The organism is Microcoleus sp. FACHB-68 (assembly GCF_014695715.1).
GTDB lineage: Bacteria > Cyanobacteriota > Cyanobacteriia > Cyanobacteriales > Oscillatoriaceae > FACHB-68.
In genome coordinates this window covers 544,087-568,786 of record NZ_JACJOT010000013.1, presented here as the reverse complement: position 1 = coordinate 568,786, position 24,700 = coordinate 544,087, and the positions used below count along the sequence as shown (strand labels likewise).

Genomic DNA, 24,700 nt, shown 5'->3' with positions numbered 1-24,700 from the left:
CAGCCACGCTCAAACTCTATATTAATCCTGACAAATCGTTAGATCCATTGGCTGGCACTGCTTAATTTTAACGGCAATTCCTTGGGCTTTCTCTTGTTCTAAATCTTCTATATAACCGTTTTGAGAGAGTTCAGCATCTTTGGCCGTGATAAAAGGGCCAAAGTAGTAAGTGCAGGCCGGCTGACAAGTGATAATTTCCACCCACCAAGCTAATTCTAGTTTTTCTAAGCAAACCGTAAAAATTTCTTCGATTTGTTTGGCTAAATTCATGGAGGTTCCCTCAAGGTTTTTGCTGAACCGCTTAATTAAATTTTCGATTAATGACTAAAAATACTGAATTGCCTATAAAAAGTAGACAATTTTGATACTAAAATAATATTGTCTTTTTCAGTTATAAATTGCCTGAGTAATATTTTTTGACAAAACTTTGAATAGTAAAGCACTAATTCCCAGTTTTTTTTATCGCTAATAGATAGCTGAAAAGTTTGATTCATGAAGGGGCGAGTCAGAGGCGATTTCAATTTTTTACGAGCAATTAAACGAGTGTCTACATTATTATTTATAGAATGTCCATCCAAGAACCCCCTAACGATAGATTTGCAGAAGACATCTTGAATAAAGGTTAGTTGAAATATTGGTTTGGGCGGTTGTAATTTGACAGCCACATTGCCTTCTTGAACTTAAACAGGATAAGGGTTGATTGGGATAGAAGTTTGTCTGGCTGGTTTGATCCGAACCTAAAACTTTACAAAATTTTACATTAAACAAGGCCGGTGTGGAATATCCCTTTTTGGCAATTTTCAGCATTAAGTGCTAGAAATCAAATAGAGCGGCTGGGATCGGTGGAGCGAAATCAATGAATCGCCACCGGCACAACATCGCTAAATTATCTCCTCATTCAGCCAAACCATGCAGAAGACCCACATAAAATCGCATCCAAGCGATCACCCTCAACTGAATGTTGACATTCAGGGGGTAGGTTTCCCCATTCTGTGCTTGCATGGCCATCCCGGTTCTGGCCCTAGTATGGCCGTTTTTACCAAGCATTTATCTCAACGGTTCCAAACCGTGGCTCCCGATCTGCGAGGATATGGCAAGAGTCTGGCGAGTGATGACTTTGATATGACCGATCACCTGCTCGATCTCGAAGCGCTTTTAGACCGATTGAACATCGAGCGTTGCTTGGTTCTGGGATGGTCTTTGGGCGGAATATTAGCGCTTGAGCTAGCGCTGAGGCTGCCGGCGCGAGTCACCGGCCTGATTTTAGTGGCCACCGCCGCACGGCCTAGGGGCAGCCATCCGCCGATTACCTGGCAAGATTTGCTCTACACTGGAGTGGCTGGGATCGTGAACCGGGCGAGTCCAGGCTGGCAGTGGAATATTGACACGTTTGGCAAGCGCTCGTTATTCCGTTATCTGATACAACAACACACAGCCACTGCTTACCGGCACATTGCCGATGAAGGACTGCCCGCGTATTTGAAAACGTCTGGTGCGGCAAGACGGGCACTTGAGAAAGCGCTGCGCTCTGGTTACAACCGGCTCGACGTTTTGCCCCAGATTCAATGTCCAAGTTTAGTGCTCGCCGCAGCAGCAGATCGCCACATTACCCCTGAGTCGAGTTTAGAAACCGCTCAACATCTGAGGAATTGCCAATCTCATTGCTATCCCAATACAGCTCACCTGTTTCCTTGGGAAATTCCCGACCAAGTTTTATCCGACATTGACTGCTGGATGGCTGTGCATCCACAAGTGGTAGGAACAGATGTCTGAATGAGGCTGAATCTCCTCACACAAAAAGTTCGAGCGCTTGCTGAGTCACGAGAGAAAAGCGGTTGGCTAAACCTCTAATTCAGCAGAACCCAACGTTCTGCGTAGCTCAGATTAAACAGCTATGCCCGAACATCGGCCTCACCCACAATTTGTTCAACTCGCTGCTGCGATGGCTCAACCGATTAAGGTTGACTGCTAAAAACAGGGATGTTGCGCTTGCGATCACGCATCTCCCCCATTTCGTCATAAACAGTGAGATAGAGGGGCTTGCACCGCTTAGTTTTCACGGTAATGCCCTGAGCGCCTTCTTGGAGCAAATCTTCCATGTATCCTGCCTTAGCAGATTCAGCTTCTTTCTTAGTCATGAAAGGGCCAAAGTAGTAGGTGCATCGGGGGGTTTCGGTAACGACCTCAACCCAGAAAGCCCAACCAAAGAAGTTAAGCAAGCTAATCATCAATTCTTTCATTGTGTTTTGCCTATTTACCAAGGGTTCGTGAGAGTGCTACGCGGTCAAAGAAGTCTTGTTATCTTTTACATTTTGTTATACTATCTTGCTTTTGTTTTTTCAATTGTTTTCTTTTTTGAAAGAATCAAGGTAAAACGTACTAGCCCATCGCTGGCGATAAATTTCGTAAAGCGCCATGCCGGCAGCAACCGAGACATTAAGGCTGGGCGTTTTTCCCTGTAATGGAATTGAAACCAATTGATCACAGCAACGCTGTATCAAAAGACTCAAACCGTCTCCTTCAGAGCCAACGACTAGGACTACCGGGCCGGTGAATTTTACCGTGTGTACCGTCTGGCTAGTCTTGGCCGCCGTCCCGTAAATCCAAAAGCCTTCTGTTTTTAATTCTTCCAAGGCTCTAGCAAGATTGACAACTCTTGCAACTGGAAAATTTTCTAAAGCGCCTGCTGCCACTTTTCTCACAGTTGAAGTGATACCAACAGCGCGTCGTTGTGGGATCACCAACCCTTGGGCACCCAAAGCTTCAGCCGTGCGAATAATTGCCCCAAGATTGTGCGGATCGGTAATACTATCAGCGGCAATAATCACAGGTTGATCGCAAGCAGATTTGGCTTGGGCGATCAGATCGCCTAGCTCGTAGTAGTCGTAGGATGAGACTTGAGCTGCAACGCCCTGGTGATTGGCTTTTTGGGTAATTTGGTCGAGCCGGCGGTACTCAACTTCATCAACGACGGTGCCGTTATCTTTGGCTTGGAGGATCAAGGCATGAAAGCGGGGATCGTAGCGCAGTTGGGGCGTTATCCAGAGCCGGTGGAGTTGGCGCTGGTTCTCTAAAGCCGAGAGAACGGGATGACGACCATAGATCAAGTCGGCTTCTTCCTCTGAAGGCGGAAGAGGCGTCTCAATGACGTGTCGCTGCCGGCTTTGGAACGTTCTCTCCTGAGCCGGCCTGCTTGGAATCGTGAGTTTACGGTCGCCCCTGCTCTCCGAATTGCTAGAAGTTGGGGTGGTTATGCTAGGTTTGCGGTCACCTCTTCTCTCGGAAGTGTTGGAAGTTGGGGTGTTTATGCGGAGTTTACGGTCTCCTCTTCTCTCGGAATTGCTGGAAGTTGGGGGGGTGATTCTGGGTTTGCGATCCCCTCTTGTCTCGGAATTGCTGGAAGTTGGGGTGGTTATGACCCGCTTAGACTTGGGTTTGAGGGAAAGTTTGTTGCGATGGAGGTTGCCTCTGGGGGAGGGGTTTTGCGGTTTCTCTGGCATAGCGTTCTGAATTCCTGACTTGTCGAGCTTTGTGATGAATTCCTGACTTTTGAGCCACTTCAACAGAATTATCCGGGTTAAAGTTTGATCCGCGTCAGACTTTGGAAACCTTTAACTATTCAGCTAATGTGGGTTCAAGTTCCAACTGTGCTAGCAGGTGGGTTAAACGTTGGGGATCGCTCAGGTACAAATATCCAATTAAGGCTTCCAGACTGGTTGCCTGTTGGTAAATTTCTGGAGCAACCCGCTTGGGCCTTCCGAGGGCAGCATTGCGGCCTCGTCGGAGGATGTCTAGTTCTGTGCTTGTGAGGTGAGGTTCAAGCCGGCGCAGATGCCTTGCCTGAGTTTCTGCTCGCACTTGAGCAACGACTTGGTTGTGGTAAGTTTGTAAACGCCTGGGAGGCATGAGATAGCATTTGCGGATATAGAGTTCATAAACGGCGTCCCCTAAATAGGCTAAGGCTGCCGGTGATATTTGTTGAAGTTGCGCCCATGACAAGGTTTCCGGAGGCAGCTGCATGAACCCTATATTGGCCAGACTCGGCGCTGGATTTTCATCGGGGCTTGATGACATGATCCTGCCTATATGCTTCACAAGCTATCACCTGAGCTGACCTTTCATTAAATGGCTGATAGCCCTAGCCTCCGCGTTGATGTTGATTGATTTAATGACATTAGAGTTGTTACTTACCTCATATTATATTGAGTCTGCGGTTTTGACGGCAGTGCGGATTGCACACTGTTTAGGCACTGACGCACGAGACTCGATTTCCCGCAAAAGCGCTTCAGCCTTAGCTTTTCCTAGAAAGTGGCAGATGGAACCGGCACAAACAAGCTATCCAGCAAAAAACTGGATAGCTCGCTTCCTCCATATAAGTCAAGATGACTTGGGCGGCTTGATGTTGTTTAAGGCGTCATCAACCGAAGGCTGCAACGACAGAAACTTCTCTAAGCGAACAAGCTTGACAGTCTGAGTCACCCTGGGATTGGTGACAATTTGCAATGTGCCCTCATCGGTTTGGGCTTTCTTAACGAGCTGCACCAGAGCGCCCAAACCGGAACTGTCAACAAAGTCTATTTGAGAGAGATCCAAAATTATGTGCTTTGGACCGTCCTCAATACACTTGCTAATAACCCTCCGAAAGGTGGCTTCGGAGAAGGCGTCTAATAAGCCGGTGAGTCGGAATAGTTGGTAATTCTCCTTGACTTCGCGAGTGCCTCTGAGGCTTACGGTCAAGGTTAGTGGCTCAGCAATAGCTCCCTCCTAGCTGCATCTTCCTCAAATCGACGCTCCAGTATAGATTCTTTCTTGTGTCTTGTCTACTGCCCTGCTCATGATAAAAAAGCCGGCACTAAACGGTACTGACTTATGTTTATCACTTTCTCTGTTCATTGATGTGTTTAAGAGGCGGTTGTGGCTTTGCGGGCATCTCGCATGGTTTGGACAAATTGTTCAAACATATAATCGGCGTCATGCGGTCCGGGGCTGGCTTCTGGGTGATATTGGACAGAAAACAGGGGCAGCGAACGGTGACGCAAACCGGCTACGGTGCGATCGTTGAGGTTGAGATGGGTAATTTCTACTTCAGGGGCTAAGGAGTCGGGATCGATAGCAAACCCGTGATTTTGGCTGGTAATTTCTACCCGCTGTTCTAAACCGGCAGGTTGATTTAAACCCCGATGGCCAAATTTGAGTTTGAAGGTTTCCGCACCAAGGGAAAGGCCGAGAATTTGGTGCCCCAAGCAGATGCCAAATACAGGTTTCTGGCTGTTCAGCAGGGCTTTGGTGGTGGCAATGCCTTCTTTGACAGCAGCCGGATCGCCTGGGCCATTGGAGAGGAAAATGCCGTCTGGGTTGTGTTTGAGTATTTCCTCTGGGGGTGTGTTTGCCGGCACGACAATGAGCCGGCAGCCATAACTAGCTAGACGCCGCAGAATATTGCGTTTGATGCCAAAATCAATGGCGACAACGGTTAACTGTTCCTCGGCAGGCTGGGTTGTGTCGCTAAATTCCCAGACTCCTTGGGTGGCTTCTGACCATTCGTAGGTTTTAGAGGTGGTGACTTCAGGAACCAGATTTAATCCATTCATGCTGGGCGCGTCCTGCACCACTGACAGCAACTCTGTCGGGTCAAGGATTTCGCTGGAAATGGCCCCGTTCATCGCTCCCACCGAGCGAATTTTGCGGGTGAGTGCTCTGGTATCGATCCCGTAGATTCCTGGAATGTTGTGTTCTTTGAGATAGTCGCTTAAGGATTGGGTGGATCGCCAGTTGCTAGGTCGGCTGCAGATGTTGCGAGCGATCGCTCCTCTAATTTGAGGGCGGTTGGATTCTTCGTCTTCGGGATTGACGCCGGTGTTGCCGAGTTCTGGGTAGGTGAACGTGACGAGTTGGCCACAGTAGCTGGGGTCAGTCAGAACTTCTTGATAGCCGGTCATGCCGGTGTTGAAGACTACCTCTCCGACGGTAGTGCCGGTGGACCCAAAAGACCAACCGCGATAAACAGTTCCATCGATGAGTACGAGAAGGGCCGGTTGAGCAGCAGAGAGCGGCATAGACAGTCAAAAGCTTAGTTGCACTAAGGCGTTATTATGCCATGAGTTGCAGAGAGTGTGTGGCGCTGGGGAGGAGCGATTATGATGGAGCGATCGCAAATTCCTCTACAGTGGCTTTCTGGCTTGTGTGTGTTTAGACACAAACTTTCGGCTTGAACCTGACTTTTTTCCGTTCAATCAAGGATTTTAGCCGTCGTATTTTCTTGAGAATATTCCTATTTTATATGTAAATGAGGGGGATAACTCAAGTTTTTAACGCTCATATTGAGGATAAAGCAATCCTAAATTATTCGTAATATTTTTCCAGAGTGTGTTCGCGTCAGCGCCAACGTCTCGCTCGCGTCTATAACTTTTATTAAAAGTATCTAGATTTTATAAAAATTTTTATAGCTGCCCACTCTAACTGGGACAGTTGCTTCTTAAATAGTAATCTGATTCAGCAACAAACAAAAATATTTGCAACAAAAGCAAGGGCTGTTCTCTTTCAATAGTTAGATGCACCACATGATGTCATCGTGCAATCCTGTGAGGATGAGTTTTGATACTTCCTTAGAAGGAGACAGCGATGAATATCAGCAGACGAGATTTATTGAAAGTAGCTTCTACCTCTGGTTTGGTTGCCGCAGGGCTTGCCGCTTCAGACAGGTTGTTTGGCCAATCGCTATTAGCCCAACAACAATCCACCCCAGCCCAAACTAAAAGTGGGGAGATGATATACAGGACACTAGGGCGCACAGGAGAAAAAGTATCCCTAATTGGTTTAGGCGGGCATCATATTGGACGCATACCAGATGAGCAAGAGAGCATCAAACTAACTCGCAGTGCCATTGATCGGGGCATCAATTTTATGGATAACTGCTGGGATTATCATGATGGAAAGAGCGAAATTTGGATGGGAAAAGCGCTTCAAAACGGATACCGTGATAAGGTGTTTTTAATGACTAAAATCGACGGGCGAACGAAAGAGGCTGCGGCTAAACAGATTGACGAGTCTCTAACACGTTTGCAGACCGATTATATCGATTTGATGCAGCATCATGAAATAATTCGCCTGGAAGATCCGGATCGCATTTTTGCTGCCGGCGGTGCGATGGAGGCTGTGGTGGCGGCGCAGAAAGCCGGCAAGATTCGCTACATTGGTTTTACCGGACATAAAGATCCCCTTGTTCATCTCCGAATGCTGGAAATCGCCGATCAAAATAATTTCCGTTTTGATGCGGTGCAGATGCCGCTTAATGCAATGGACGCTCATTTTCGCAGTTTTGAAAGTGAAGTTTTACCCAGACTTGTCAGAGATGAAATTGGGGTTTTGGGAATGAAATCGATGGGCGATCCCTACATTTTAAAGAGCAATACAATTAAAGCAATTGAGTGCCTCCACTACGCAATGAATTTGCCAACTTCAACAGTTATTACCGGCATTGAGAAGATGGAAATTCTAGAGCAAGCCTTCGAGGCGGTACGCACGTTTGAGCCGATGAGTCAAGAACAAGTGTCGGCGTTGTTAGCTAAGACTCGCGAGGCGGCTTTAAAAGGTGAATACGAGCTTTATAAGACGTCTAACCGATTTGACGGTACAGCGAAGAATCCAGAGTGGTTGGGGTAAGCGCTATTTGGAGAATGAAAATTAAAGTGCGAAAGCAAGTTTAGACGGGTGCGCCGGCTGGAATAGAGCGTCATCGTTAAAACTCTAACATTTAGTTGGTATCACCCTGCTTTTCTTTGGGTAAAACTTTTAAATTATTAGAAAATTTGAAAGATTAAATAAGCGTCAAAACTAATTTACAGAAATTAATTAATTATAAAATAATGTTTAAGTTTTTATATGATATTGCTCGTTTTATGCAAAGTTGCTCATCTTTTTTTGATTGACGCTAATCGGCTATCCGATGCAGGTAAATCTGGTAGTCGGTTGAGTTACATTTTTTTACGCAATGATGTTTATTGAGACTTACCTGTTTATCATCTTGAGCAAGATGGAGAAAAAGTTGCCGGCAAAGCAGAGATAAGAGGACTTGGGAAATGCAGGAAGAACAAAAACAGCGGGCGTTGGCGGGTTTGCAAGCGTTTTTAAATATGCCGGTGGAAACGTTGCTTCAAGAACGCGCAAAAGAAAATGCATCGGCAGCCGCGCTAAAGCTGTTTCATTCAGTGGTTGCAACTGTGCCGGCTTATCAAGAATTCCTGCATGAACAAGGCATTGATCCAACTTCGATTAAAACCTTTGAAGATTTTCAAAAACTGCCTTTAACAACAAAAGAAAATTACTTGCGCCGGCACTCTCTCGCCGCACTTTGTCGTAATGGAAAATTGGAAAGTTGCGATCTGATCGCTGTTTCCTCCGGTTCAACCGGCACTCCCACATTTTGGCCCCGTTTTATTACGGATGAATTTCAAATTGCCAGCCGGTTTGAGCAAATTTTTCGTGACAGTTTCCAAGCCGATAGCCGCCACACACTAGCTGTCATTTGTTTTGCTTTGGGAACTTGGGTAGGAGGGATGTATACCGCTAGCTGCTGCCGGCATCTTGCTGCCAAAGGCTATCCGATTACTGTGATCACTCCAGGTAACAATAAAACAGAAATTTTTCGAGTTGTACAAGAACTCGCACCGGCATTTGATCAAGTCGTACTTTTAGGCTATCCACCGTTTTTAAAAGATACCATTGATGCCGGCATCGCCCAAGGCATCGAGTGGTATAAATATGCAATTAAGTTAGTGATGGCAGGTGAGGTTTTTAGCGAAGAGTGGCGGACTTTAGTAGGGGAACGCATGGGTTCGTTAAGTCCTTGCTATGACTTTGCTTCCCTTTACGGGACAGCAGATGCCGGTGTTTTAGGCAATGAGACACCGCTGAGTATTTGCATTCGCCGGTTTTTGGCAAATCATCCCACTGTCGCCCGTTCCCTGTTTGGGGAGTCTCGCCTGCCAACGCTGGTACAGTATGATCCCTTGAGTCGCTTTTTTGAGGTAGATAATGGCACTTTGCTGTTTTCTGGTGACAACGGTATTCCTTTAGTTCGCTATCACATTTCTGATGCCGGTGGGATTATTTCTTATTCTGAAATGCTGCAGTTTCTTTTAGACTGGGGTTTCGATCCCGTGGCTGAATTACAATCTCAAAGTGAGCGAGGCATTTATTCTTTACCGTTTGTTTATGTGTTTGGGCGTTCTCATTTTACAGTTTCTTATTTCGGGGCAAATGTTTATCCAGAAAATGTCACAGTTGGGTTAGAACAGCCAGTCATTCAAGATTGGGTAACGGGTAAATTTGTCTTGCAAGTAAAAGAAGACGCTGATAAAAATCGATGGTTATCTGTTGTGGTGGAATTAGCGCCGGCAGTGGAAGCGACTGAAGAAAAGCAGGAGGTGATCGCGGCCTCTATTTTAACTCACCTGTGCCGGCTCAACAGTGAGTTTGCAAACTATGTCCCAGAAGATTACCAAACCCCGCAAATCACCCTAACACCCACGGGCGATCCCGAATATTTTCCGGTTGGAGTCAAGCATCGTTACACGCGCGGGTGAGTTACGATTTAAGGATTTATAAATATGGGGATAAGGGCGCATTCGTGTGTGCGCCCAAATCAAAGAACATAACTACCAGAATTTTAGCCTGTAACTTCGGTGTTGCCGGCATACTCAATAAAAATTGATGCCTAACGCCTCTATCTCAAGTTTTCCAGCCAAAATCTAAAAGTTAAATTTGGACGAAATCACTTTCTGAAATTGAGCTGGGATCAATTCCAACGATATTTGCAATAAATTGACCGTTAGAAGCAATCAAAGTTGAATTTTCTCCTGCTGCAATTACTAACTGCCTGAAAGTTAACCCGCCAGATAAAGCCAGTAAATCTTCACCTTTTATAAAATCGACGATGATATCGGTTCCTTCCCCTAAAGATAGGACAAACTGATCGGAACCACTGCCGCCGGTTAAAAAGTCGCTATCCGATTCTCCGTTAAGAATATCATCACCCTCACCTCCAAGTAAGGTATCACTTCCTTTGCCGCCGTAAAGGCTATCATTCCCTAAATCTCCAGATAAATAATCAGTCCCTTCGTTACCGAATAAGACATCATTATTTTGACCGCCATAAAGAATATCATCTCTACCGGCACCACTCAAAATATCATCAGCTTGATTGCCACTAAGAGTATCATTTCCCTCATTCCCAATTACTGTGTCATTGCCTTCCAGCGATAAAGCCGTATTGTTTAAAGCATACCCATCTAGATAATTATTCTGAGACAAATCGAGAGTTGTATCTATCTGATTCAGTAATCCAAAATAAGAGAATCCTGGCGTGACTCTATAACTTTCTGCGGCGGATCTTGAGTTAAGGAATGTTGCCAGTTGAGGAAGGGAAACCGACATTGCTGCGGTAAACTCTTGAAAATCAGGATCGTCGGTGAAAGTAAAAGAAGAACTGTTAAATTCTTCAATAGATATTTCCCGCTGACTGTAACCGGCAGGAGGGTTTGTTAGTAAACCTTCCACTCGATGCTTAGTCCTTACAATTAGCGGATTAATATTTGGGTCTGTAAAGGATTGTAAAATGACAGTGCCGGGGAGAAAAGCTTGACCAACAAGGCTAGCAAAGTCTCCATTCACAATATAGTGAGTGACCTTTTTATCGGCTCCTCCATTTTGGATAAAAGCATTGGCTGCTGTCTGGCTCACCCCTGGAGAGTTAAAAGTAATGGTATCTCCGACAACAGATACAAATACAGCCGCTGTTGTTTGCGCTAAGCCACCCCCCAAACTGTGACCCGTCACATCAGCCAGTAATTTATTGGGATTTTTCGTGGTATCTTGGCTAATTTGTGTCAGCCAAGTTTGTAGCGCTTCTTGATTAGCTTGTATTTGGCTAACACCTACTCCCCGTGTGTCTGATAGTACAATATCATCGACAGGAGAATCGGCACCGCGAAAGACAAGAACGGGGGGTCTATCTGGTGTTGCGGAAACTAAACCAATCGCATGAAGACCTGTTTGCGGATCGTCAAATACTTGATCAATTGTATAGCCGGTGGCAGCTAGGAAACCTTGAACTTGAGTTTGAAACTCTGGTTTATCATCCACATAAACAATTGACTTTGCGAGAGCTTCATAAACTGCCGGTGATGCACTCATGGCTTAGTTTCCTCTGTTATTGCGTTGGGATGGTTCTTGTCGCTTTAAATTCAGCAATTGTACATTATAGGCAGTAACTTTTTATCTTTTTGCTACCGGCACCGGCATGAGGGATGCTAAGCGAATTTTCAGATTTGTTCCGCAGCGTTTTCTACCTATGTGACTGCCCTAATGCCGGCCCATTTTATTTTAGATCCGCGAATGCGTGAAGTTTAAATGGTTACGCCGCTAACAATTAAGCGTTTTTGGTAGCCGCAAAATAGGCAATCATTTCGCAAACGAGCAAAATTTCTGATCTTCCCCCTCTCAGACGGGATGATCGCAATGCCGGTGGCGACCAGTTGTAAAATAGATAAAGAGAGCTTTACAAATCTTGAGCTTGCTTTTCTGATTGCGTAAAAGCGACGAACTACAGCATTCCCCAAACCCCAAACTCGAATAACTATGGCAATTTTCCGTCAGTACATCGCCCCGTTTTTAATTTTGTTAGTGTTTTTGGTGGCACTGGTGGCAGTGGCTGCTCGCAGCTTTTTGCCGAATGATATGGCAGCACCGGCACCCGTTGAAGAAGTCACACCGCAAACATCGAGCGCACAAATCCAACCCCTGAACTCGCTCCATGCCGATGCCGGCTTGCCAGACGCTTTAGCAGCAACACCAAATTTAAAGGTGAGAGTCAATTAGTGTTGTTACCGGGATACACGTTGCGTACCGGCTCTGAGCTAGATCGGGCATTGCTCGTAAAGTTCATGCAGCGAACTTACCATGAGCTTTATCCAGAACACGATTTTTCCCATTTAGCCTTAACGGTTGAACAGTATTTTTCTAGCAAAACGCCGCTTTGGTGGGTTGATCGCCAGGATGAAGCGGACAGTACATTTTATCCCCCTCCCTTCGCCCGTCATCCTTCCCCTGTGGGTTGTTTGTGGCTGGGAAATGCCATCGATCAGGTGAGCGGGGATCGGCACGCTCACATTTTTATGGTGTATGTCGTACCCGAACACCGGCGTCGCGGCATTGGTGGGGCATTAGTGTCTCATGCTGAAGCTTGGGCAAAAGAACGCGGAGATCATCAAATTGCGCTGCAAGTTTTTGTGCAGAACCAGCCTGCTTTGAATCTATACGAAAAGCTGGGCTATCAAACCCAGTCTCTGTGGATGTTAAAACTTCTGCAACCGAATCGGGAATAGAACAGGATTTACGCATAATTGCTATTGTGCGTAAGTCTGGGCTGATTGCTTCCTGCTGCCTTGTGTCGGATGTGCCAATCCTATTTTCAGGTTGAAAGAATCAAAGACTTCCCCTAAGCTGCTGAAGCCGCTCTGTTGATATGTCGCGAATCGAAGCTGAAACCGTATAATAGCAGTGCGCTTCGTGCGGTAAAGTTACTTTTATGGACGATTACGATGACTTGAGTGGCCTCACGATTGAGGCAGAACTGGAAAGTCCTTTGGATCTGATGGAAGAGGCAGAGCCTCCCAAACCCGATCCAGAGGAAATGCTGCCACTTTTGAACTCGCCAGACTCCCAACAGCGGATGCTGGCTACGCGGGCTTTTTGTGAAATTCAGGATGAGCGGGCAATTCCCCATCTGATTCGGCTGTTAAAAGATCCTTGCCCGTTAGTTAGGGTGAGCGCCGGCTATGCTTTGGGGCGCAATCCCAGTCCAGATGCGGTAGATTCGCTGATAGAACAGCTTAATCGAGATTGGAATGGCTACGTGCGTAAGGGCGTGGTTTGGGCGCTGGGAAATTGCCGAGATCGCCGGTCGTTAGTGCCTTTGCTGGATGCACTGAAAACAGATATTTCTGCGGTGCGCCTGTGGGCGGCTAGTTCGCTTGGCCAAATGGGTTCGGTGGGTTACGATACGGTGATTGCTGCCCTTCCTCCACTGATTGAATCTTTACGCCGAGATCCGATGCCGGCGGTGCGGAGTAATTGTGCTTGGGCGTTGGGGCAATTATGTCGTGAATTGCCTTCTAATGTGGTGTATGCCACGGCAATTGATGCCTTAATTGAGGCTTTTGCGGAAGATGAAGATATGGGTGTTCGGGAAGATGCGAAAGGTTCTTTGTTACGTGTAGGTGATCCGCGTGGTATACAGCTGATTGAGGAGTTGGAACTTGAAGGTTGGCCTCTGGTTTAAGAGATCCGGAAGAGTTTTTAACCGCAGATAAACGCAGATAAACGCAGATGTTGCGGTAGTCTGCTGTTAGGTATACAGAGATAAACGCAGATGGGTTAAGGGTTGGGTGATTGGGTATTGCCCATTGCTTGACCGGCTATCCAACCTGTTGTCCAGGCACTCTGGAAGTTAAAGCCGCCGGTGACTCCATCAATGTCTAAAATTTCACCGGCAAAGTAAAGTCCTGAACAATGCCGGCTTTCCATTGTTTTGAAATCGATTTCTTTTAAACTAACGCCGCCACAGGTAACAAATTCTTCTTTGAAAATGCCTTTGCCGGTGATTTCGTATTTGCCTTGAATGAGTTGTTGAATGAGTTCATTTAAGGATTTGTTGGGAAGTTCTGCCCAGCGTTTTTCGTTATCAATACCGGCAGCATCAATTAAACGTTCCCAAAGCCGGCGGGGAATGGGAACGGGGCAACTGGTTGAGATCGCACGTCGGGGAAGTTGTGACTTTACTAGCAGTAACATTTGACGCAGTTCTTCTTCTTTGTACTGCGGCAACCAATTAATCTGCAAAGAGGTTTGATACCGGCACTCGTGCAAAAACCGGGCACCCCAGGCGGAGAGTTTGAGTACAGCCGGCCCGCTTAATCCCCAGTGGGTGACGAGTACCGGCCCAGTTTGCTCTAATTTGGCTGCCGGTAGGCGCACGCGGGCGTTGGCAACGGATACACCGCCTAATTCCTTGAGTCGCTCATCGCGCACGTTAAAGGTGAAGAGAGAAGGCACGGGTGACTCAATTTGATGGCCTAAATTTTTGGCCCATTTGTAACCCATCGGATTGCTGCCGGTGGCGAGGAGGAGGCGATCGCAGGTTACAGTTTCGCCGGATTTTAATTCAATTTTAAAGGAAGGGGAGGGGGAGTGATAGATGGAACTAACCTGGCTGCCGTTGCGAAATTCTACCCCGGCCCCGTGAGCCGCCCGCATCAGACACTCTACAATTGTGGCGGAGTCATCGGTTACGGGAAACATCCGCCCATCGTCTTCGGTTTTTAGCTGCACTCCCCGTCCTTCAAACCAGGCAACGGTATCGCGACATTGAAACCGTGTGAATGCGCCCCGCAAGGCTTTGCCGCCTCTGGGGTAATTTTGCACTAATAAGGCCGGTTCAAAGCAGGCATGGGTGACGTTACACCGTCCTCCGCCGGAAATGCGAACTTTGGCTAGGGGTTCCCGCCCTGCTTCAAGTAGGGTAACTTGGGTGTGAGGATGAGTTTTGGCACACGCGATCGCGCCGAAGAAGCCGGCGGCACCTCCACCAATTACAACTACTTTTAAAGATTGCGAACTCAAGGCGATACCTACTAATTTTGGGGACTGGATGCACGAAGGAAATTTGCTTGTGCGGTTTTTTATTGTCGCAAATCTTGAGTGCGATGGGGCGGTTGGATTGAAAGGGTTATTCGTTTTTTTAGGGATATTGGATTTTTTTTAACCACAGATTCTGCCGGTGAAACCCGAATGTGCTTTGCTCGTCATAGGAGTTCCACCTGCGTCCACAGATAAGATTTAGGGGACGCTGAGGGGTTATTAAGTCTGCGATTAGCTTACACTTTTCCCCGCAATTGTTCAAATTCTTCTCGCAAGGATGGCGGGTGATAGCCTAGGGAATAAGCTTTGGAACTGTCTAGGGATACGTCGGGGGGTCTGGGCGCTGCCATTTTAACGTCTTGTTGCCGGCAGGTTATGATTTTTGCTTCGTCTAGTCCTAGCACTTCTACGAGTAATCGGAAAAAGTCATAACGCGATATTCTTTCTTTTCCGCCTAAATGAATTCGCCCACTCACTTTTTCTAATGCGAGTAAAAGTCCTTTTGCTGCTGTTTGGCCGCTTACCGGCGTACGAAATTCATCGGTGAATAAAGCGAGTTCTTGTCCTTTTCTGAGGCTTTCTAGCATGGGTTGAATGAAACTTTTGGCTGCCGGCCCTCCATCACCAAACATTAAAGGCATCCGACAAATTGCTGTCTGGGGATAGCGTTTGAGCATTCCTTCTTCTGCTAAGACTTTTTGTTCCCCATAGATGCTGACAGGAGACACGGGATCTGTTTCCCGGTAAGGAGAATTTAAGCCATCAAAGACTAAGTCGCTGGAAGTGAAAACGCAAGGAATGGAGTAATCTGCACAAAGGCCGGCAATATTGCAAGATGCGGTTACATTAATTTCGTGTGATTCTTGAGGGCGGGTTTGGCATAAGTTCGGTTGCGATTGAGCGGCAGCATGAATGACGGCATCTGGTTTGATTTCTTCAAAGATGCGCTTGAGTTCTTCAAATTTTCTTAAATCAGATTGGACTAAATTTATTTCTGGAATTTCCACCGGCTGGGAAAAGTAGGTTCCATAAACCTGCCATTCTTCTCGGGCAATTTGGCACAGGTTCCATCCTAGAAATCCACTGCTGCCGGTGATTAAAAGTTTTGCCATTCTTATTTTAACGTTTCAGATTTTCTCTATTTCTATTTTAAATTAAAAATTGCAATTATATGGGCGTTTGCTTAAAAATATCAAGCTTGGGAGTTTGAAAAGGGAAATGGGTAGAAGCTCAATTTTATCCCCATTTTTGATTACCTTTTACCCATTTTCCTGATTCAAAAGTAAAGGAACTCTCGATTATTCAGCCGGCTCAAAATCTGCTTTGGAAACTCCGCAAATCGGACAAACCCAATCTTCAGGAATATCTTCAAATGCCGTACCGGGTGCAATTCCGCTATCAGGGTCGCCTTCTGCTGGGTCATATTCATAGGCGCAGGCGGTGCATATATATTTTTGCATTCTAATCTTCTCCTGATACATCCCCTGTATGATACAAGCCTCCAGAACCAAAGTTCTAGAGGCCGGTTTCAATCTTCTATCAGGCTAAGACAAGAAATGTAGTCTACACACTCACCTTGGCTTTTGACCAAACACCATTTTCGTCTTCGTTGTACTGTTGGTGAATGGTATCCCAAGCGGCGTGTTCAGCCTGCGAGGCATCGTTACTTTCATCAAACGCGGCGTTGTAGCGTTCCATAAATGTCCGTTGCGCCTCTTCAGATAGGTGTGAACGGACTTCGGGAGACAGATCGGCTACAGTGTTGCACTTGCCGGCACTTGCACGAGGCAGCGTCATTTCGCTGACTGTAATTTCTTCCCCACCGGCACTTTCCAGCAGCAGTTGAATTTCACCGGCTTTATTTGCCGGCACTTCTGCCATCACCAGAAATTCCCCGGCTTCCACGCGGGTTTGATAAATTGCCGCCTTATCTTCAGGCATTCCCAGCGTCGCCAATGCAGAAACTAAGCCGGCACCGGCACTACCCGCAAGGGCACCACTCGCTGCACCTAAGAGTACAGCACCCAATGGGCCGGCTGCTACGACTGAGCCGACAAAGGGAATAAACAGGATGCCAACGCCGGTAAGCAGACTTAAAAACGAACCAAAAAGGGAACCAAAAATCGCGCCGCTTCGCAAGCCTCCCAAAATCACATCTTTTTTCGTAATAAAGCCGGTGATGCGCGTATTAGATTGAAAATTTTTGCCCATCATCGAAATGTGATCTTGGGGTACACCCCGATCCAGCAGACGCCGAACAACACCATCTAATTGACTTTCTTCTTTAAAGACGGCTGATATTGTGCGTTCTGCTTGATATTGGTCAGGCATTATGCTTCTCCTTGAGATTTTTTCGTCCTTTCTTGTAGCACAATAACAAGACACACCCCTATTCCTGAATCTACCTGGGGTTTGATCATTCTCAAGCCGGCAGTCTCAGCTTTTCTCTGCCGATGGTAACAGAAAGTGCCGGTATCTATGGCTACTAATTGGGCGTGAAGTCACGACTGTTTCTGCATTGCTAAAAGAAGGCGAAAAGAGATAAATTAGCTTAAATTTTTTGTTAAGCGAACTCAAGTATAGAAGCTAATAAAAAGACGAATGACATTGTTATTTAAAAGAAAATAGTGATGGGAAATTTAGCGAGTTAGATGCCGGTGTTGTTGAAATTTGCAAGTGGCAAGACAGGTTAGATCATGTGGTTCCGGTGAAGTATTTTTTATAAAAATAGGCAATCACTGTAGCAAATGGCGCGTACTTACCTTTAACATCAAGTTTTTCATAAGCTTGAGCAAACTGCTGGATCTCTTCGTCAGTGAGTCCTTTGATAGCCTGCAAGAAACCCTCAATTGCTTGGATGCGTTCTGCTCTCAACTTGTCAATGTCAAGTCCGAGTTTATCAATTGTTTCTTTAGCAGCGGCTTGCTTGTCTGGATCAGTTGCCGGCAGAATTTCTCCAGAACCGGAGTAAGTAAAAAAATCTGCACAGTTTGGCTCTAAAGGAGAAATCATCAGTTGCTCATCATACCAGTAAGCTTTCTTCGGGCCACAATGGACTGGCTCAGATTTTTTGCCTTCTCTCTGACATGAAGCCAGCAAATTTGTGTACTCCAAGGTTAAATCTGGATAAGTAGTCTGAGGCTTGAAATGTTCAATATGGCTGTCTTTGTCGTTGATGCTGTTTCCGCAGTAACAACAAATATACCCTTGTTCACGTAACAACGACTCATGCAGTTCGGTTTTTGGTGTTCCCCGAAGGTCTTTATAGATAGGTGTCCAATCTTCGTTAGCACGCGCTTTCCATTTTGCCAAGCATTCTGGTTCCTCACCTTTTGGGATATATCTCACTTGTTAAGAATCTCCTTGCGACGAATTAAGATATCTGCTCTGACAAACTCCGGCTCATCCGAGCCGATTTCATCTGCCAATTCTTGGCGCAATTGCTGAGCAGCTTCGATATCTCCGCTATCAATAATTTGAAACAGTTTCAGAATCTTATTTTTAATTTCCAGTGGACGCTCTGGAACTCCCATCGAGTCTTCAAGGATGCGATTGCTATCTCTGCCAAATGAACTTTTTGGACGCTTGGCAATGATCTCCCCTTCCTCTGTTCTCTCAAGAATATAAATGCTTTCCGGTTTAACTTGGCTAAGGACTTGTGGGGAATGAGTGGTAACAATAAACTGGCAATTGGGAAATGTGCTGGTCAGTTTGGGCATAATTTCACGTTGCCATTCTGGGTGAAGGTGCAGCTCAATTTCATCAATCAATACAACACCAGCTCCTTCCAGTGGTTTTTTTAAGTTCGGATTGGCAAGTGCTAAACGCCTCGCCAAATCTCCCACCATTGCCAGCAAGCATTTCTCACCATCAGATAACTGATTTAGAATAAATTCCTGACCTTGTTTTTCTACCGTCATTCGCAGGGGTGAGCGCCTAACTCGTAAATTTAAAAACTCCTCAATGAGATTCTTGATGGCGTCTCTAACTGCTTCTAGTCGCCTATCTCTATAATCAGGGTCATCTCGTCGTTCTTCGTTCTCCAAATCTTCCAATGTTCTAAACCATTGAAAGAAGCTATTAAAGCCTATTTGCCCACCTGTTAGTGCAGAATCATAGGCATCTAGTTTATTGAATGAAAGTTGCTCCGAAATATCTAGAGTAATATCAAGCACCCCTCGATTAACCGGGTAGTAAATAGCTAAAGGTATGTTTCCACTAAAATTTGGGTCACATTGCTCATATATTTGCTGTAGTAATTCAATATAAGAGGGTTTTATGGTGCTTGCCAACCATTTAACGTCTAACATTTTTTCCGTTAAAATTGTAATTTCAATCTGACTTTCTGCTTGTCCATTTTTATTATTTTCTTTCTCATAGAATTGCGAAATCAAAGGATTTAACTTGATCTGTCTTTTTTGCTGCTTAAGTTCGTCAAAGCTGCTAAAAGAGCTTTTTGGAACCGTAGGCCACATCTTAATCAAATTTATATAAGGAGATAAGAGAATAGCAATGCAGTCCAGAATAGTCGATTTTCCCACGCCGTTAATACCGATAAAAACTGTCGGTTCATCTGGTGGGAACTCTAGGGTTAAATCGCCGATTCCGCGAAACGATTGCATCTTCAGGCGCTTGACTCTCATTTTCTGACCTTCACTGCATTATGATCTGGATCTTAATAGGCATCTGGCAAATTGTAAGCTAGCTGCCATGCGATAAAAAGAGAGCGTTCAGATGTCCCAACCTCCTCATCAACCTTCCCCGATAATTCCTGGTAACGAAGCTCAAATAGCAACCGTGCAACGCCTGCGCCAGCTTAGTCATCTCCTCGATAACGCCGTTGGCATCCCTGGCACTCGCTATCGCATCGGACTTGATCCCCTCCTGGGACTGCTACCGGGTGGCGGTGACATCGCCGGCGCGGTTCTTTCTGGCTACATCGTCTACTCAGCCGCAAAGCTAGGCTTGCCACGAGAAGCCTTGGTGCAAATGGTTTCTAACATCCTATTTGAGACATTCGCCGGCACGGTGCCGGTGTTGGGAGACTTGGTAGATGTCACTTGGAAAGCCAATACTAAGAATGTGGCATTGTTGGAAAGCCACTTGAACGTTCCCCAACCCAATAGCAAAAAAGCTGACAAGTGGTTTGTGTTCATGCTGCTAGCCGGCTTGATGCTTGTCGTGATTGCGGTTGCGGGTTTGAGCGTATTCCTGATCAGCCTAGTGGTGAGACTATTCACCGGCGGCTAATGGCTGGCAGTTGGCCGGCTCCCCACACGCCGGCTTCACAAGAGGTGGGATAATAAACCAGCTGTTGTCTGCTTTTCTCCAATGGTTCAGTCTTTCCAGTCTCCCGACGATCTTGCCAATGCCCTCGCCGGCATCACCGATCTGACTTTTCAACTGCCTGATCCAGAAGATGAGCAAATTTCTGAATTAGATTATCAGCAGCAACTTGACAGTGCGTGGCAAGTCTGCGATCGCTTCGACTTGCAAACCGACATTTGGCGCGGACGAATTTTGCGATCTATCCGAGATCGTGAGAAAAAAGGCGGAGACGGGCGCGGCACCGGCTTTCTCAACTGGCTGAAAAACCGGGAAATTAGTAAAAGTCAAGCCTACGCACTCATTGAACTCTCCAACAGTGCCGACACCCTCCTCGAACAAGGACATCTCGATCCCTCTTCCATCAACAATTTCAGCAAACGCGCGTTTGTAGAAACCGCCAAAGCCTCCCCAGAAGTGCAGCAGCTTGTCACAGATGCCGCCCGTACCGGCGATCGCATCACACGGCGGGAAGTGCGCCAACTGTCTGATGAGTGGACAGCGATGAGTTCCGACTTACTGCCGGATGAAGTCAAGGAAAAAGCTGCCGGTGGATCAGTTCCTACTCGCTTTCTCGCGCCTCTGGTGAAAGAGATGGAAAAGCTGCCAGAGTCGCACCTCAACGCCATCCGCCAGGAAGCCGCCGAAAATCCCGATGTTGATACCGTCAAACAGCTCACCTCAGACGCTCGTAACTTGTCAAAATATCTGGATGCTGCTGCTCAAGTGCAAACCATTAACCAGTCGTCTTTAGACATGGAAATGGCGCTAGAAGAAGCCCTGCGGCTAGGCTGTCTGAACACGGCAGCAGATATGGTGAAGCAAGCATCCCAAGTAGAACAGACTGTGGCAAAGCTGTACACTACTTGGAAGCGTTTGTCAAGTCTTGCTGACCGGCTTTATGTAGACACCGGCGCAACAACTCCGCACCTGCGCTCTCTCATCAGCTGTATGGAGCGACTTGCCGGTGAAGTGATTGAAGTGCAATTGGGTGATAACGAACGCACGATTCGTCTGCGAATCTTGAGTGATTCAGATTCTTAACCGCCTCCTCACCCAACTCTATGCCTGGGTGGGGATTCCCAAACTACTCAATACAAGATTTAATAAGATTTACACACGGCTTCTTGACAAAATACATTTCTCCTAATTTGTCAAAGACTCCAGTGTAATAGTATGCACAGCCTGTTGGCTTAGCCAATTCAGTTGGTTGTTAATCAAGGTATTTCCCGTTGACTTTACAAAATCTAAAGAATCTTGCTGACGAGCAGATTATGGTTTCCCAGCCAGAGTATGCAAAGAAATTGCGTCCCCTGCTGCCACCCGAAGCATTTGAACCGGCTCCCAGCAAGTTAGTCCTCCTGTTGCTGAATCTGGTAATTCTGATGGGAGGTTGGGCCATTGCCTCCACATTAGATCAGTGGCCGGCCTACCTTTTATGGCTTTACCTACCCATATCGCTGGTGATGGGTAACAGCGTGATTGTATTGCTTTTCAGTTCCCATAACCTCATGCATGGCAGCGTGATTAGAAACCGGCGGATCATGGGGATTCTGGGTTTGCTGGGACTTGCGATATTGTGGATGCCGCCAACGCAGTGGAAAGCAGTGCATAACCGAGAGCATCACAACAAAACGAATTCCCTGACAGATCCCGATCGCAATTACTTAAACGAGCAGCCGAAAACCTGGGGAAAATGGATTCAAAATTTATTTGTCCCCTCTGCTGAAGTGAATCCTTTGTGGTTAACTGTGGGGATGACCAGTGCTTGGGGAGTTCATACTTTTAGAAACCTCACCTCAGTGCTGTTTTTTAATGATGAATCGGTTGATTATGTGCCGGCTGCTTTTACAGTCAGCGATAAAGAACGGCGGACAATTGCGGGTGAAGTTCTAATAATTTTAGCGCTTCATCTGTGTATCCTCAGCTTCTTGCAATTTAACCCACTCAAACTCGCACTGAGTTACTTTCTTCCCATCGGGATTGGTTATGCCGGCCTGATGTTTTATATTTATACCAATCATATGCTTTCCCCGATGACAAGCATTAATGATCCCTTGCTCAATAGCTTGTCAATCCGGGTGCCTAAATTTTTCGATTGGTTGCATCTCAATTTTTCTTACCACACCGAGCATCATATTTTCCCTGGCATTAACTCTGATTATTACCCCCTAGTCAGAGAATTGCTAGAACTTCACTATCCGGGTCGAATGAATTTATTGGATGCGGGCGAAGCTTGGCAGTTGTTACTGCAAACTCCTCGGCATTACAAAGATGAAAATACCTTTACAGATTGGTCAGAAGAAAAGTCTGTAACTAGCCCGCTTAGTCAAAACTTGATCCAGAACTGAAGGATTGCCCTTGACTGCTTTCTGGCGAGTAAGCGCTTTTGCTATTAGCTTGGATTTAAACCCCAGGCTAATAGTAAAAGTCAGTTTCACCTGACTCATACTAAATTCGGTTTTGCAAGAATTTTTTGTTAACTCTAAACCTCTAATTCATCTAAGAATTATCAATCACCTATCAAAACCGGCTTTGGTCTGACATAAAGAGCCGGCTAAACGTCACCACTGGGATATTTGCCGAGAAACCGGCGCTTAAGTCGCCTCAATTGTCGAGGTCGCACGTCTGCACTACAGCTGACAAGCTGGATTAAGAGAATTTGGGCAAATTCTCAAACTTGTCTAGATCGTCTAAAGTAAAGCTTTAACCTGGTGATGTCGCCAGTATGAGCTACTGTCTCAACCCTGCTTGCCAGAAGCCCCAAAACCCAGACTCCGCAAGTTTCTGCTTAACTTGCGGCTCACTGCTGCGGCTTAAAGAGCGTTACAAAGCGATTGAGCCAATCGGTGCCGGCAGCTTTGGCAGAACGTTTTTAGCTGAAGACGCACATCGTCTGGAGAGTTTGTGCGTGATTAAGCAATTGTTGCCGCAGCCGCATATTCAAAATAATTCTCAGGCAATGGCTAAGGCGATCAAGTTGTTTAAGCGGGAAGCACGGCAGTTGTTTCACTTGGGACATCATCCCCAGATTCCATCGCTGTTTGCGTTTTTTGAGCAAAACCGGCTTCTGTATTTGGTGCAAGAGTTAATTGATGGGCACGATCTCTCGCAAGAATTGGGCAAGGGCAAACGCAAGGGTTCCGACAATGAGGGACAAAGCCGGCAGTTGTTGAAAGAGTTGCTGCCGGTGTTGCAATTTGTCCATGAACATCAGGTGATTCACCGGGATATCAAACCGATGAATATTCTCCGCCGGCACAATGGGGAACTGGTGCTGATTGATTTTGGAGTTGCCAAGCAGCTAACCGGCACCGGCATTAGCCAAGCCGGCTCAAGAGTGGGGACAGAAGGATATGCGCCCATTGAGCAAATACGCGGCGGCAAGGCTTATCCAGCGAGCGATCTTTATAGTTTGGGAGTGACTTGCATTCAGTTGCTTACCCAAGGCTCACTCGATGAGCTTTATGATGCAATGGAAGGGCGCTGGGTATGGCGAGAATTTTTAAGCGCGAAAGGAATCAATATTACCCCTGAGTTGGCAGAAATTTTAGACAAAATGCTGAAAGATGGGGTGAATGAGCGCTATCAATCTGCCGCAGAAGTGCTTAAGGATCTTAATAAAATTCCCGCAATTCTCAACCGGCAGCCGGTGGGTTCTGGACATTCACCTGCCGCAAAGATAGCGGTGAAATCCACTAAAGCAATCAAAAATCCCAAATCAAAAAGTGTGCCGGTTTGGCGATGCGTTCAAACCTTGATCGGTCATACAAAAGAGGTGAATTCGATTGCCCTGAGTCCCCAAGCTTACGTTCTGGTAAGTGGCAGTTGGGATCACACGATTAAAGTCTGGAATCTGAACACCGGCAACCTAATTCACACGCTGCGAGGACATTTCGGCCATGTCAGTTCAGTTGCGATTAGTCCAGATGGTTATATTCTCGTCAGTGGCAGTTGGGATCGCACGATTAAAGTCTGGAATTTGGGCAGTGGCAAACTGATTCATACGCTGAAAGGACATAACAATTATGTGAATTCGGTTGCAATTAGTCCCGATGCTCAAACGCTTGTTAGCAGCAGTTGGGATAAAACGATTAAAGTCTGGCAGTTGAACACAGGACAGCTTATAGAAACCCTTGCCGGCTCAGATTGTGTTCGCACTCTGGCGATTAGTCCGAATGGGAAACTTCTCGCCGGCGGCAGTGATGATCGGCTGGTTAAATTATGGGGATTGGGTGCCGGTGGCAGACCCGACAGTGCCAACTTTTGCACCCTTGCCGGTCATTCAAATTGCGTTCGTTCGGTTGCTTTTAGTCCAGATGGGCAACTTTTAGCGAGTGGCAGTTGGGATAATACGATTGAGCTGTGGGAGATACACAGACAGCCGGCAACTAAGCCGCTACGCACTCTTGCCGGTCATTCCAGCTACGTGTATTCGGTTGCCTTTGGTGAAGATGGCAAGATTTTAGCCAGTGGCAGCCGGGACGGCACGATTAAGCTATGGCAAATGGACACCTGCGACCCCGCGCACACCCTGACTGGGCATTCAGGGCCGGTTTATTCGGTTGCCTTTAGTCCCGATAGTCAGACGCTTGTGAGTGGGAGTGATGACGCGACGATTAAGATTTGGCGGTGTGAGTAGACGATTATTTCAATTGTTTATAAGCTTTCTATATTT

Annotated in this window: 23 protein-coding genes; 10 read left to right on the top strand and 13 right to left on the bottom strand. The window is 46.4% G+C overall.

What is annotated here, in order from left to right; translation table 11 throughout:
• Positions 1 to 21 precede the first annotated feature (21 nt).
• Positions 22 to 270, bottom strand: a complete 249-nt coding sequence (locus H6F73_RS20045; RefSeq protein WP_190760519.1) for a DUF1816 domain-containing protein — start codon at positions 268 to 270, stop codon at positions 22 to 24.
• 639 nt (positions 271 to 909) lie between these two features.
• Between H6F73_RS20045 and H6F73_RS20040 the strand changes: the two genes are divergently transcribed.
• Positions 910 to 1,773 (top strand): alpha/beta hydrolase, encoded by an 864-nt coding sequence (locus H6F73_RS20040; RefSeq protein WP_190760518.1) that lies wholly within the window; start codon positions 910 to 912, stop codon positions 1,771 to 1,773.
• A 182-nt stretch (positions 1,774 to 1,955) separates the two neighbouring features.
• Here H6F73_RS20040 and H6F73_RS20035 read toward each other — a convergent pair whose 3' ends face one another.
• From H6F73_RS20035 to carA, 5 genes are all read right to left on the bottom strand, one after another.
• Positions 1,956 to 2,240 (bottom strand): DUF1816 domain-containing protein, encoded by a 285-nt coding sequence (locus H6F73_RS20035; RefSeq protein ID WP_190760517.1) that lies wholly within the window; start codon positions 2,238 to 2,240, stop codon positions 1,956 to 1,958.
• Positions 2,241 to 2,339: 99 nt separating this feature from the next.
• Positions 2,340 to 3,308 carry a 23S rRNA (guanosine(2251)-2'-O)-methyltransferase RlmB gene (rlmB, locus tag H6F73_RS20030; protein ID WP_347239587.1) on the bottom strand — a complete coding sequence of 323 codons (969 nt, stop codon included), beginning with the start codon at positions 3,306 to 3,308 and terminating at the stop codon, positions 2,340 to 2,342.
• 307 nt (positions 3,309 to 3,615) lie between these two features.
• Positions 3,616 to 4,020 (bottom strand): ribonuclease III domain-containing protein, encoded by a 405-nt coding sequence (locus tag H6F73_RS20025; RefSeq protein WP_242072578.1) that lies wholly within the window; start codon positions 4,018 to 4,020, stop codon positions 3,616 to 3,618.
• 357 nt (positions 4,021 to 4,377) lie between these two features.
• Entirely contained in the window at positions 4,378 to 4,737 is a 360-nt protein-coding gene (locus H6F73_RS20020) for an STAS domain-containing protein (RefSeq protein WP_199330668.1), read from the bottom strand.
• A 164-nt stretch (positions 4,738 to 4,901) separates the two neighbouring features.
• On the bottom strand, positions 4,902 to 6,056 hold the full coding sequence (carA, locus tag H6F73_RS20015) for a glutamine-hydrolyzing carbamoyl-phosphate synthase small subunit (protein WP_190760514.1): 1,155 nt from the start codon (positions 6,054 to 6,056) through the stop codon (positions 4,902 to 4,904).
• Positions 6,057 to 6,621: 565 nt separating this feature from the next.
• On the opposite strand from carA, the gene H6F73_RS20010 reads away from it, so the two are divergent.
• Together H6F73_RS20010 and H6F73_RS20005 are read left to right on the top strand one after the other, a co-directional pair.
• Entirely contained in the window at positions 6,622 to 7,662 is a 1,041-nt protein-coding gene (locus tag H6F73_RS20010) for an aldo/keto reductase (protein WP_190760513.1), read from the top strand.
• A gap of 416 nt (positions 7,663 to 8,078) precedes the next feature.
• On the top strand, positions 8,079 to 9,584 hold the full coding sequence (locus tag H6F73_RS20005) for a phenylacetate--CoA ligase family protein (RefSeq protein WP_190760512.1): 1,506 nt from the start codon (positions 8,079 to 8,081) through the stop codon (positions 9,582 to 9,584).
• Between the two features lie 172 nt (positions 9,585 to 9,756).
• On the opposite strand, the gene H6F73_RS20000 is transcribed toward H6F73_RS20005, so the two are convergent.
• Positions 9,757 to 11,193, bottom strand: a complete 1,437-nt coding sequence (locus tag H6F73_RS20000) for a calcium-binding protein (protein WP_190760511.1) — start codon at positions 11,191 to 11,193, stop codon at positions 9,757 to 9,759.
• 444 nt (positions 11,194 to 11,637) lie between these two features.
• Here H6F73_RS20000 and H6F73_RS19995 point away from each other — a divergent pair, with 444 nt between their 5' ends.
• The 3 genes from H6F73_RS19995 to H6F73_RS19985 all read left to right on the top strand — a co-directional run bounded on the left by H6F73_RS19995 (position 11,638) and on the right by H6F73_RS19985 (position 13,339).
• Positions 11,638 to 11,877, top strand: coding sequence for a hypothetical protein (locus H6F73_RS19995; RefSeq protein ID WP_190760510.1), 240 nt, complete (start codon positions 11,638 to 11,640; stop codon positions 11,875 to 11,877).
• Positions 11,877 to 12,383, top strand: coding sequence for a GNAT family N-acetyltransferase (locus H6F73_RS19990; protein WP_347239577.1), 507 nt, complete (start codon positions 11,877 to 11,879; stop codon positions 12,381 to 12,383). The genes H6F73_RS19995 and H6F73_RS19990 overlap by 1 nt, the downstream gene beginning before the upstream one ends.
• A gap of 203 nt (positions 12,384 to 12,586) precedes the next feature.
• On the top strand, positions 12,587 to 13,339 hold the full coding sequence (locus tag H6F73_RS19985) for a HEAT repeat domain-containing protein (RefSeq protein ID WP_190760509.1): 753 nt from the start codon (positions 12,587 to 12,589) through the stop codon (positions 13,337 to 13,339).
• 95 nt (positions 13,340 to 13,434) lie between these two features.
• On the opposite strand, the gene H6F73_RS19980 is transcribed toward H6F73_RS19985, so the two are convergent.
• The 6 genes from H6F73_RS19980 to H6F73_RS19955 form a co-directional block, all read right to left on the bottom strand.
• Complete coding sequence (locus tag H6F73_RS19980; RefSeq protein WP_190760508.1) at positions 13,435 to 14,679, bottom strand: NAD(P)/FAD-dependent oxidoreductase; 1,245 nt, start codon at positions 14,677 to 14,679, stop codon at positions 13,435 to 13,437.
• A 254-nt stretch (positions 14,680 to 14,933) separates the two neighbouring features.
• Positions 14,934 to 15,809: an NAD(P)-dependent oxidoreductase gene (locus tag H6F73_RS19975; protein ID WP_190760507.1), complete on the bottom strand. Its 876-nt coding sequence runs from the start codon at positions 15,807 to 15,809 to the stop codon at positions 14,934 to 14,936.
• A 186-nt stretch (positions 15,810 to 15,995) separates the two neighbouring features.
• Complete coding sequence (gene rd, locus H6F73_RS19970; RefSeq protein ID WP_190760506.1) at positions 15,996 to 16,157, bottom strand: rubredoxin; 162 nt, start codon at positions 16,155 to 16,157, stop codon at positions 15,996 to 15,998.
• A 103-nt stretch (positions 16,158 to 16,260) separates the two neighbouring features.
• Positions 16,261 to 17,028, bottom strand: coding sequence for a ChaB family protein (locus H6F73_RS19965; protein WP_190760505.1), 768 nt, complete (start codon positions 17,026 to 17,028; stop codon positions 16,261 to 16,263).
• Positions 17,029 to 17,391: 363 nt separating this feature from the next.
• Positions 17,392 to 18,045, bottom strand: coding sequence for a retron system putative HNH endonuclease (locus H6F73_RS19960; RefSeq protein WP_190760504.1), 654 nt, complete (start codon positions 18,043 to 18,045; stop codon positions 17,392 to 17,394).
• Complete coding sequence (locus H6F73_RS19955; protein WP_190760503.1) at positions 18,042 to 19,340, bottom strand: AAA family ATPase; 1,299 nt, start codon at positions 19,338 to 19,340, stop codon at positions 18,042 to 18,044. The genes H6F73_RS19960 and H6F73_RS19955 overlap by 4 nt, the downstream gene beginning before the upstream one ends.
• Positions 19,341 to 19,431: 91 nt before the next feature.
• Here H6F73_RS19955 and H6F73_RS19950 point away from each other — a divergent pair, with 91 nt between their 5' ends.
• From H6F73_RS19950 to H6F73_RS19935, 4 genes are all read left to right on the top strand, one after another.
• Positions 19,432 to 19,947 (top strand): DUF4112 domain-containing protein, encoded by a 516-nt coding sequence (locus H6F73_RS19950; protein ID WP_190760502.1) that lies wholly within the window; start codon positions 19,432 to 19,434, stop codon positions 19,945 to 19,947.
• Between the two features lie 81 nt (positions 19,948 to 20,028).
• Positions 20,029 to 21,066 (top strand): hypothetical protein, encoded by a 1,038-nt coding sequence (locus H6F73_RS19945; RefSeq protein WP_190673686.1) that lies wholly within the window; start codon positions 20,029 to 20,031, stop codon positions 21,064 to 21,066.
• 230 nt (positions 21,067 to 21,296) lie between these two features.
• Positions 21,297 to 22,373 carry a fatty acid desaturase gene (locus tag H6F73_RS19940; protein WP_190760501.1) on the top strand — a complete coding sequence of 359 codons (1,077 nt, stop codon included), beginning with the start codon at positions 21,297 to 21,299 and terminating at the stop codon, positions 22,371 to 22,373.
• A 377-nt stretch (positions 22,374 to 22,750) separates the two neighbouring features.
• Entirely contained in the window at positions 22,751 to 24,664 is a 1,914-nt protein-coding gene (locus H6F73_RS19935) for a serine/threonine-protein kinase (protein WP_190760500.1), read from the top strand.
• The last annotated feature ends 36 nt before the right edge of the window (positions 24,665 to 24,700 follow it).

What these genes read in the sequence shown, in the direction of transcription:
- H6F73_RS19945 (WP_190673686.1), top strand. Translation starts at nt 20,029, where the DNA reads ATGGTTCAGTCTTTCCAGTCTCCCGACGATCTTGCCAATGCCCTCGCC.
- H6F73_RS19965 (WP_190760505.1), bottom strand. Translation starts at nt 17,028, where the DNA reads ATGCCTGACCAATATCAAGCAGAACGCACAATATCAGCCGTCTTTAAA.
- H6F73_RS20000 (WP_190760511.1), bottom strand. Translation starts at nt 11,193, where the DNA reads ATGAGTGCATCACCGGCAGTTTATGAAGCTCTCGCAAAGTCAATTGTT.
- H6F73_RS20005 (WP_190760512.1), top strand. Translation starts at nt 8,079, where the DNA reads ATGCAGGAAGAACAAAAACAGCGGGCGTTGGCGGGTTTGCAAGCGTTT.
- H6F73_RS19995 (WP_190760510.1), top strand. Translation starts at nt 11,638, where the DNA reads ATGGCAATTTTCCGTCAGTACATCGCCCCGTTTTTAATTTTGTTAGTG.
- H6F73_RS20045 (WP_190760519.1), bottom strand. Translation starts at nt 270, where the DNA reads ATGAATTTAGCCAAACAAATCGAAGAAATTTTTACGGTTTGCTTAGAA.
- H6F73_RS19950 (WP_190760502.1), top strand. Translation starts at nt 19,432, where the DNA reads ATGTCCCAACCTCCTCATCAACCTTCCCCGATAATTCCTGGTAACGAA.
- H6F73_RS19975 (WP_190760507.1), bottom strand. Translation starts at nt 15,809, where the DNA reads ATGGCAAAACTTTTAATCACCGGCAGCAGTGGATTTCTAGGATGGAAC.
- H6F73_RS19955 (WP_190760503.1), bottom strand. Translation starts at nt 19,340, where the DNA reads ATGAGAGTCAAGCGCCTGAAGATGCAATCGTTTCGCGGAATCGGCGAT.
- H6F73_RS20035 (WP_190760517.1), bottom strand. Translation starts at nt 2,240, where the DNA reads ATGAAAGAATTGATGATTAGCTTGCTTAACTTCTTTGGTTGGGCTTTC.
- H6F73_RS20010 (WP_190760513.1), top strand. Translation starts at nt 6,622, where the DNA reads ATGAATATCAGCAGACGAGATTTATTGAAAGTAGCTTCTACCTCTGGT.
- H6F73_RS19940 (WP_190760501.1), top strand. Translation starts at nt 21,297, where the DNA reads ATGGTTTCCCAGCCAGAGTATGCAAAGAAATTGCGTCCCCTGCTGCCA.
- H6F73_RS20025 (WP_242072578.1), bottom strand. Translation starts at nt 4,020, where the DNA reads ATGCAGCTGCCTCCGGAAACCTTGTCATGGGCGCAACTTCAACAAATA.
- rd (WP_190760506.1), bottom strand. Translation starts at nt 16,157, where the DNA reads ATGCAAAAATATATATGCACCGCCTGCGCCTATGAATATGACCCAGCA.
- H6F73_RS20040 (WP_190760518.1), top strand. Translation starts at nt 910, where the DNA reads ATGCAGAAGACCCACATAAAATCGCATCCAAGCGATCACCCTCAACTG.
- H6F73_RS19985 (WP_190760509.1), top strand. Translation starts at nt 12,587, where the DNA reads ATGGACGATTACGATGACTTGAGTGGCCTCACGATTGAGGCAGAACTG.
- carA (WP_190760514.1), bottom strand. Translation starts at nt 6,056, where the DNA reads ATGCCGCTCTCTGCTGCTCAACCGGCCCTTCTCGTACTCATCGATGGA.
- H6F73_RS19935 (WP_190760500.1), top strand. Translation starts at nt 22,751, where the DNA reads ATGAGCTACTGTCTCAACCCTGCTTGCCAGAAGCCCCAAAACCCAGAC.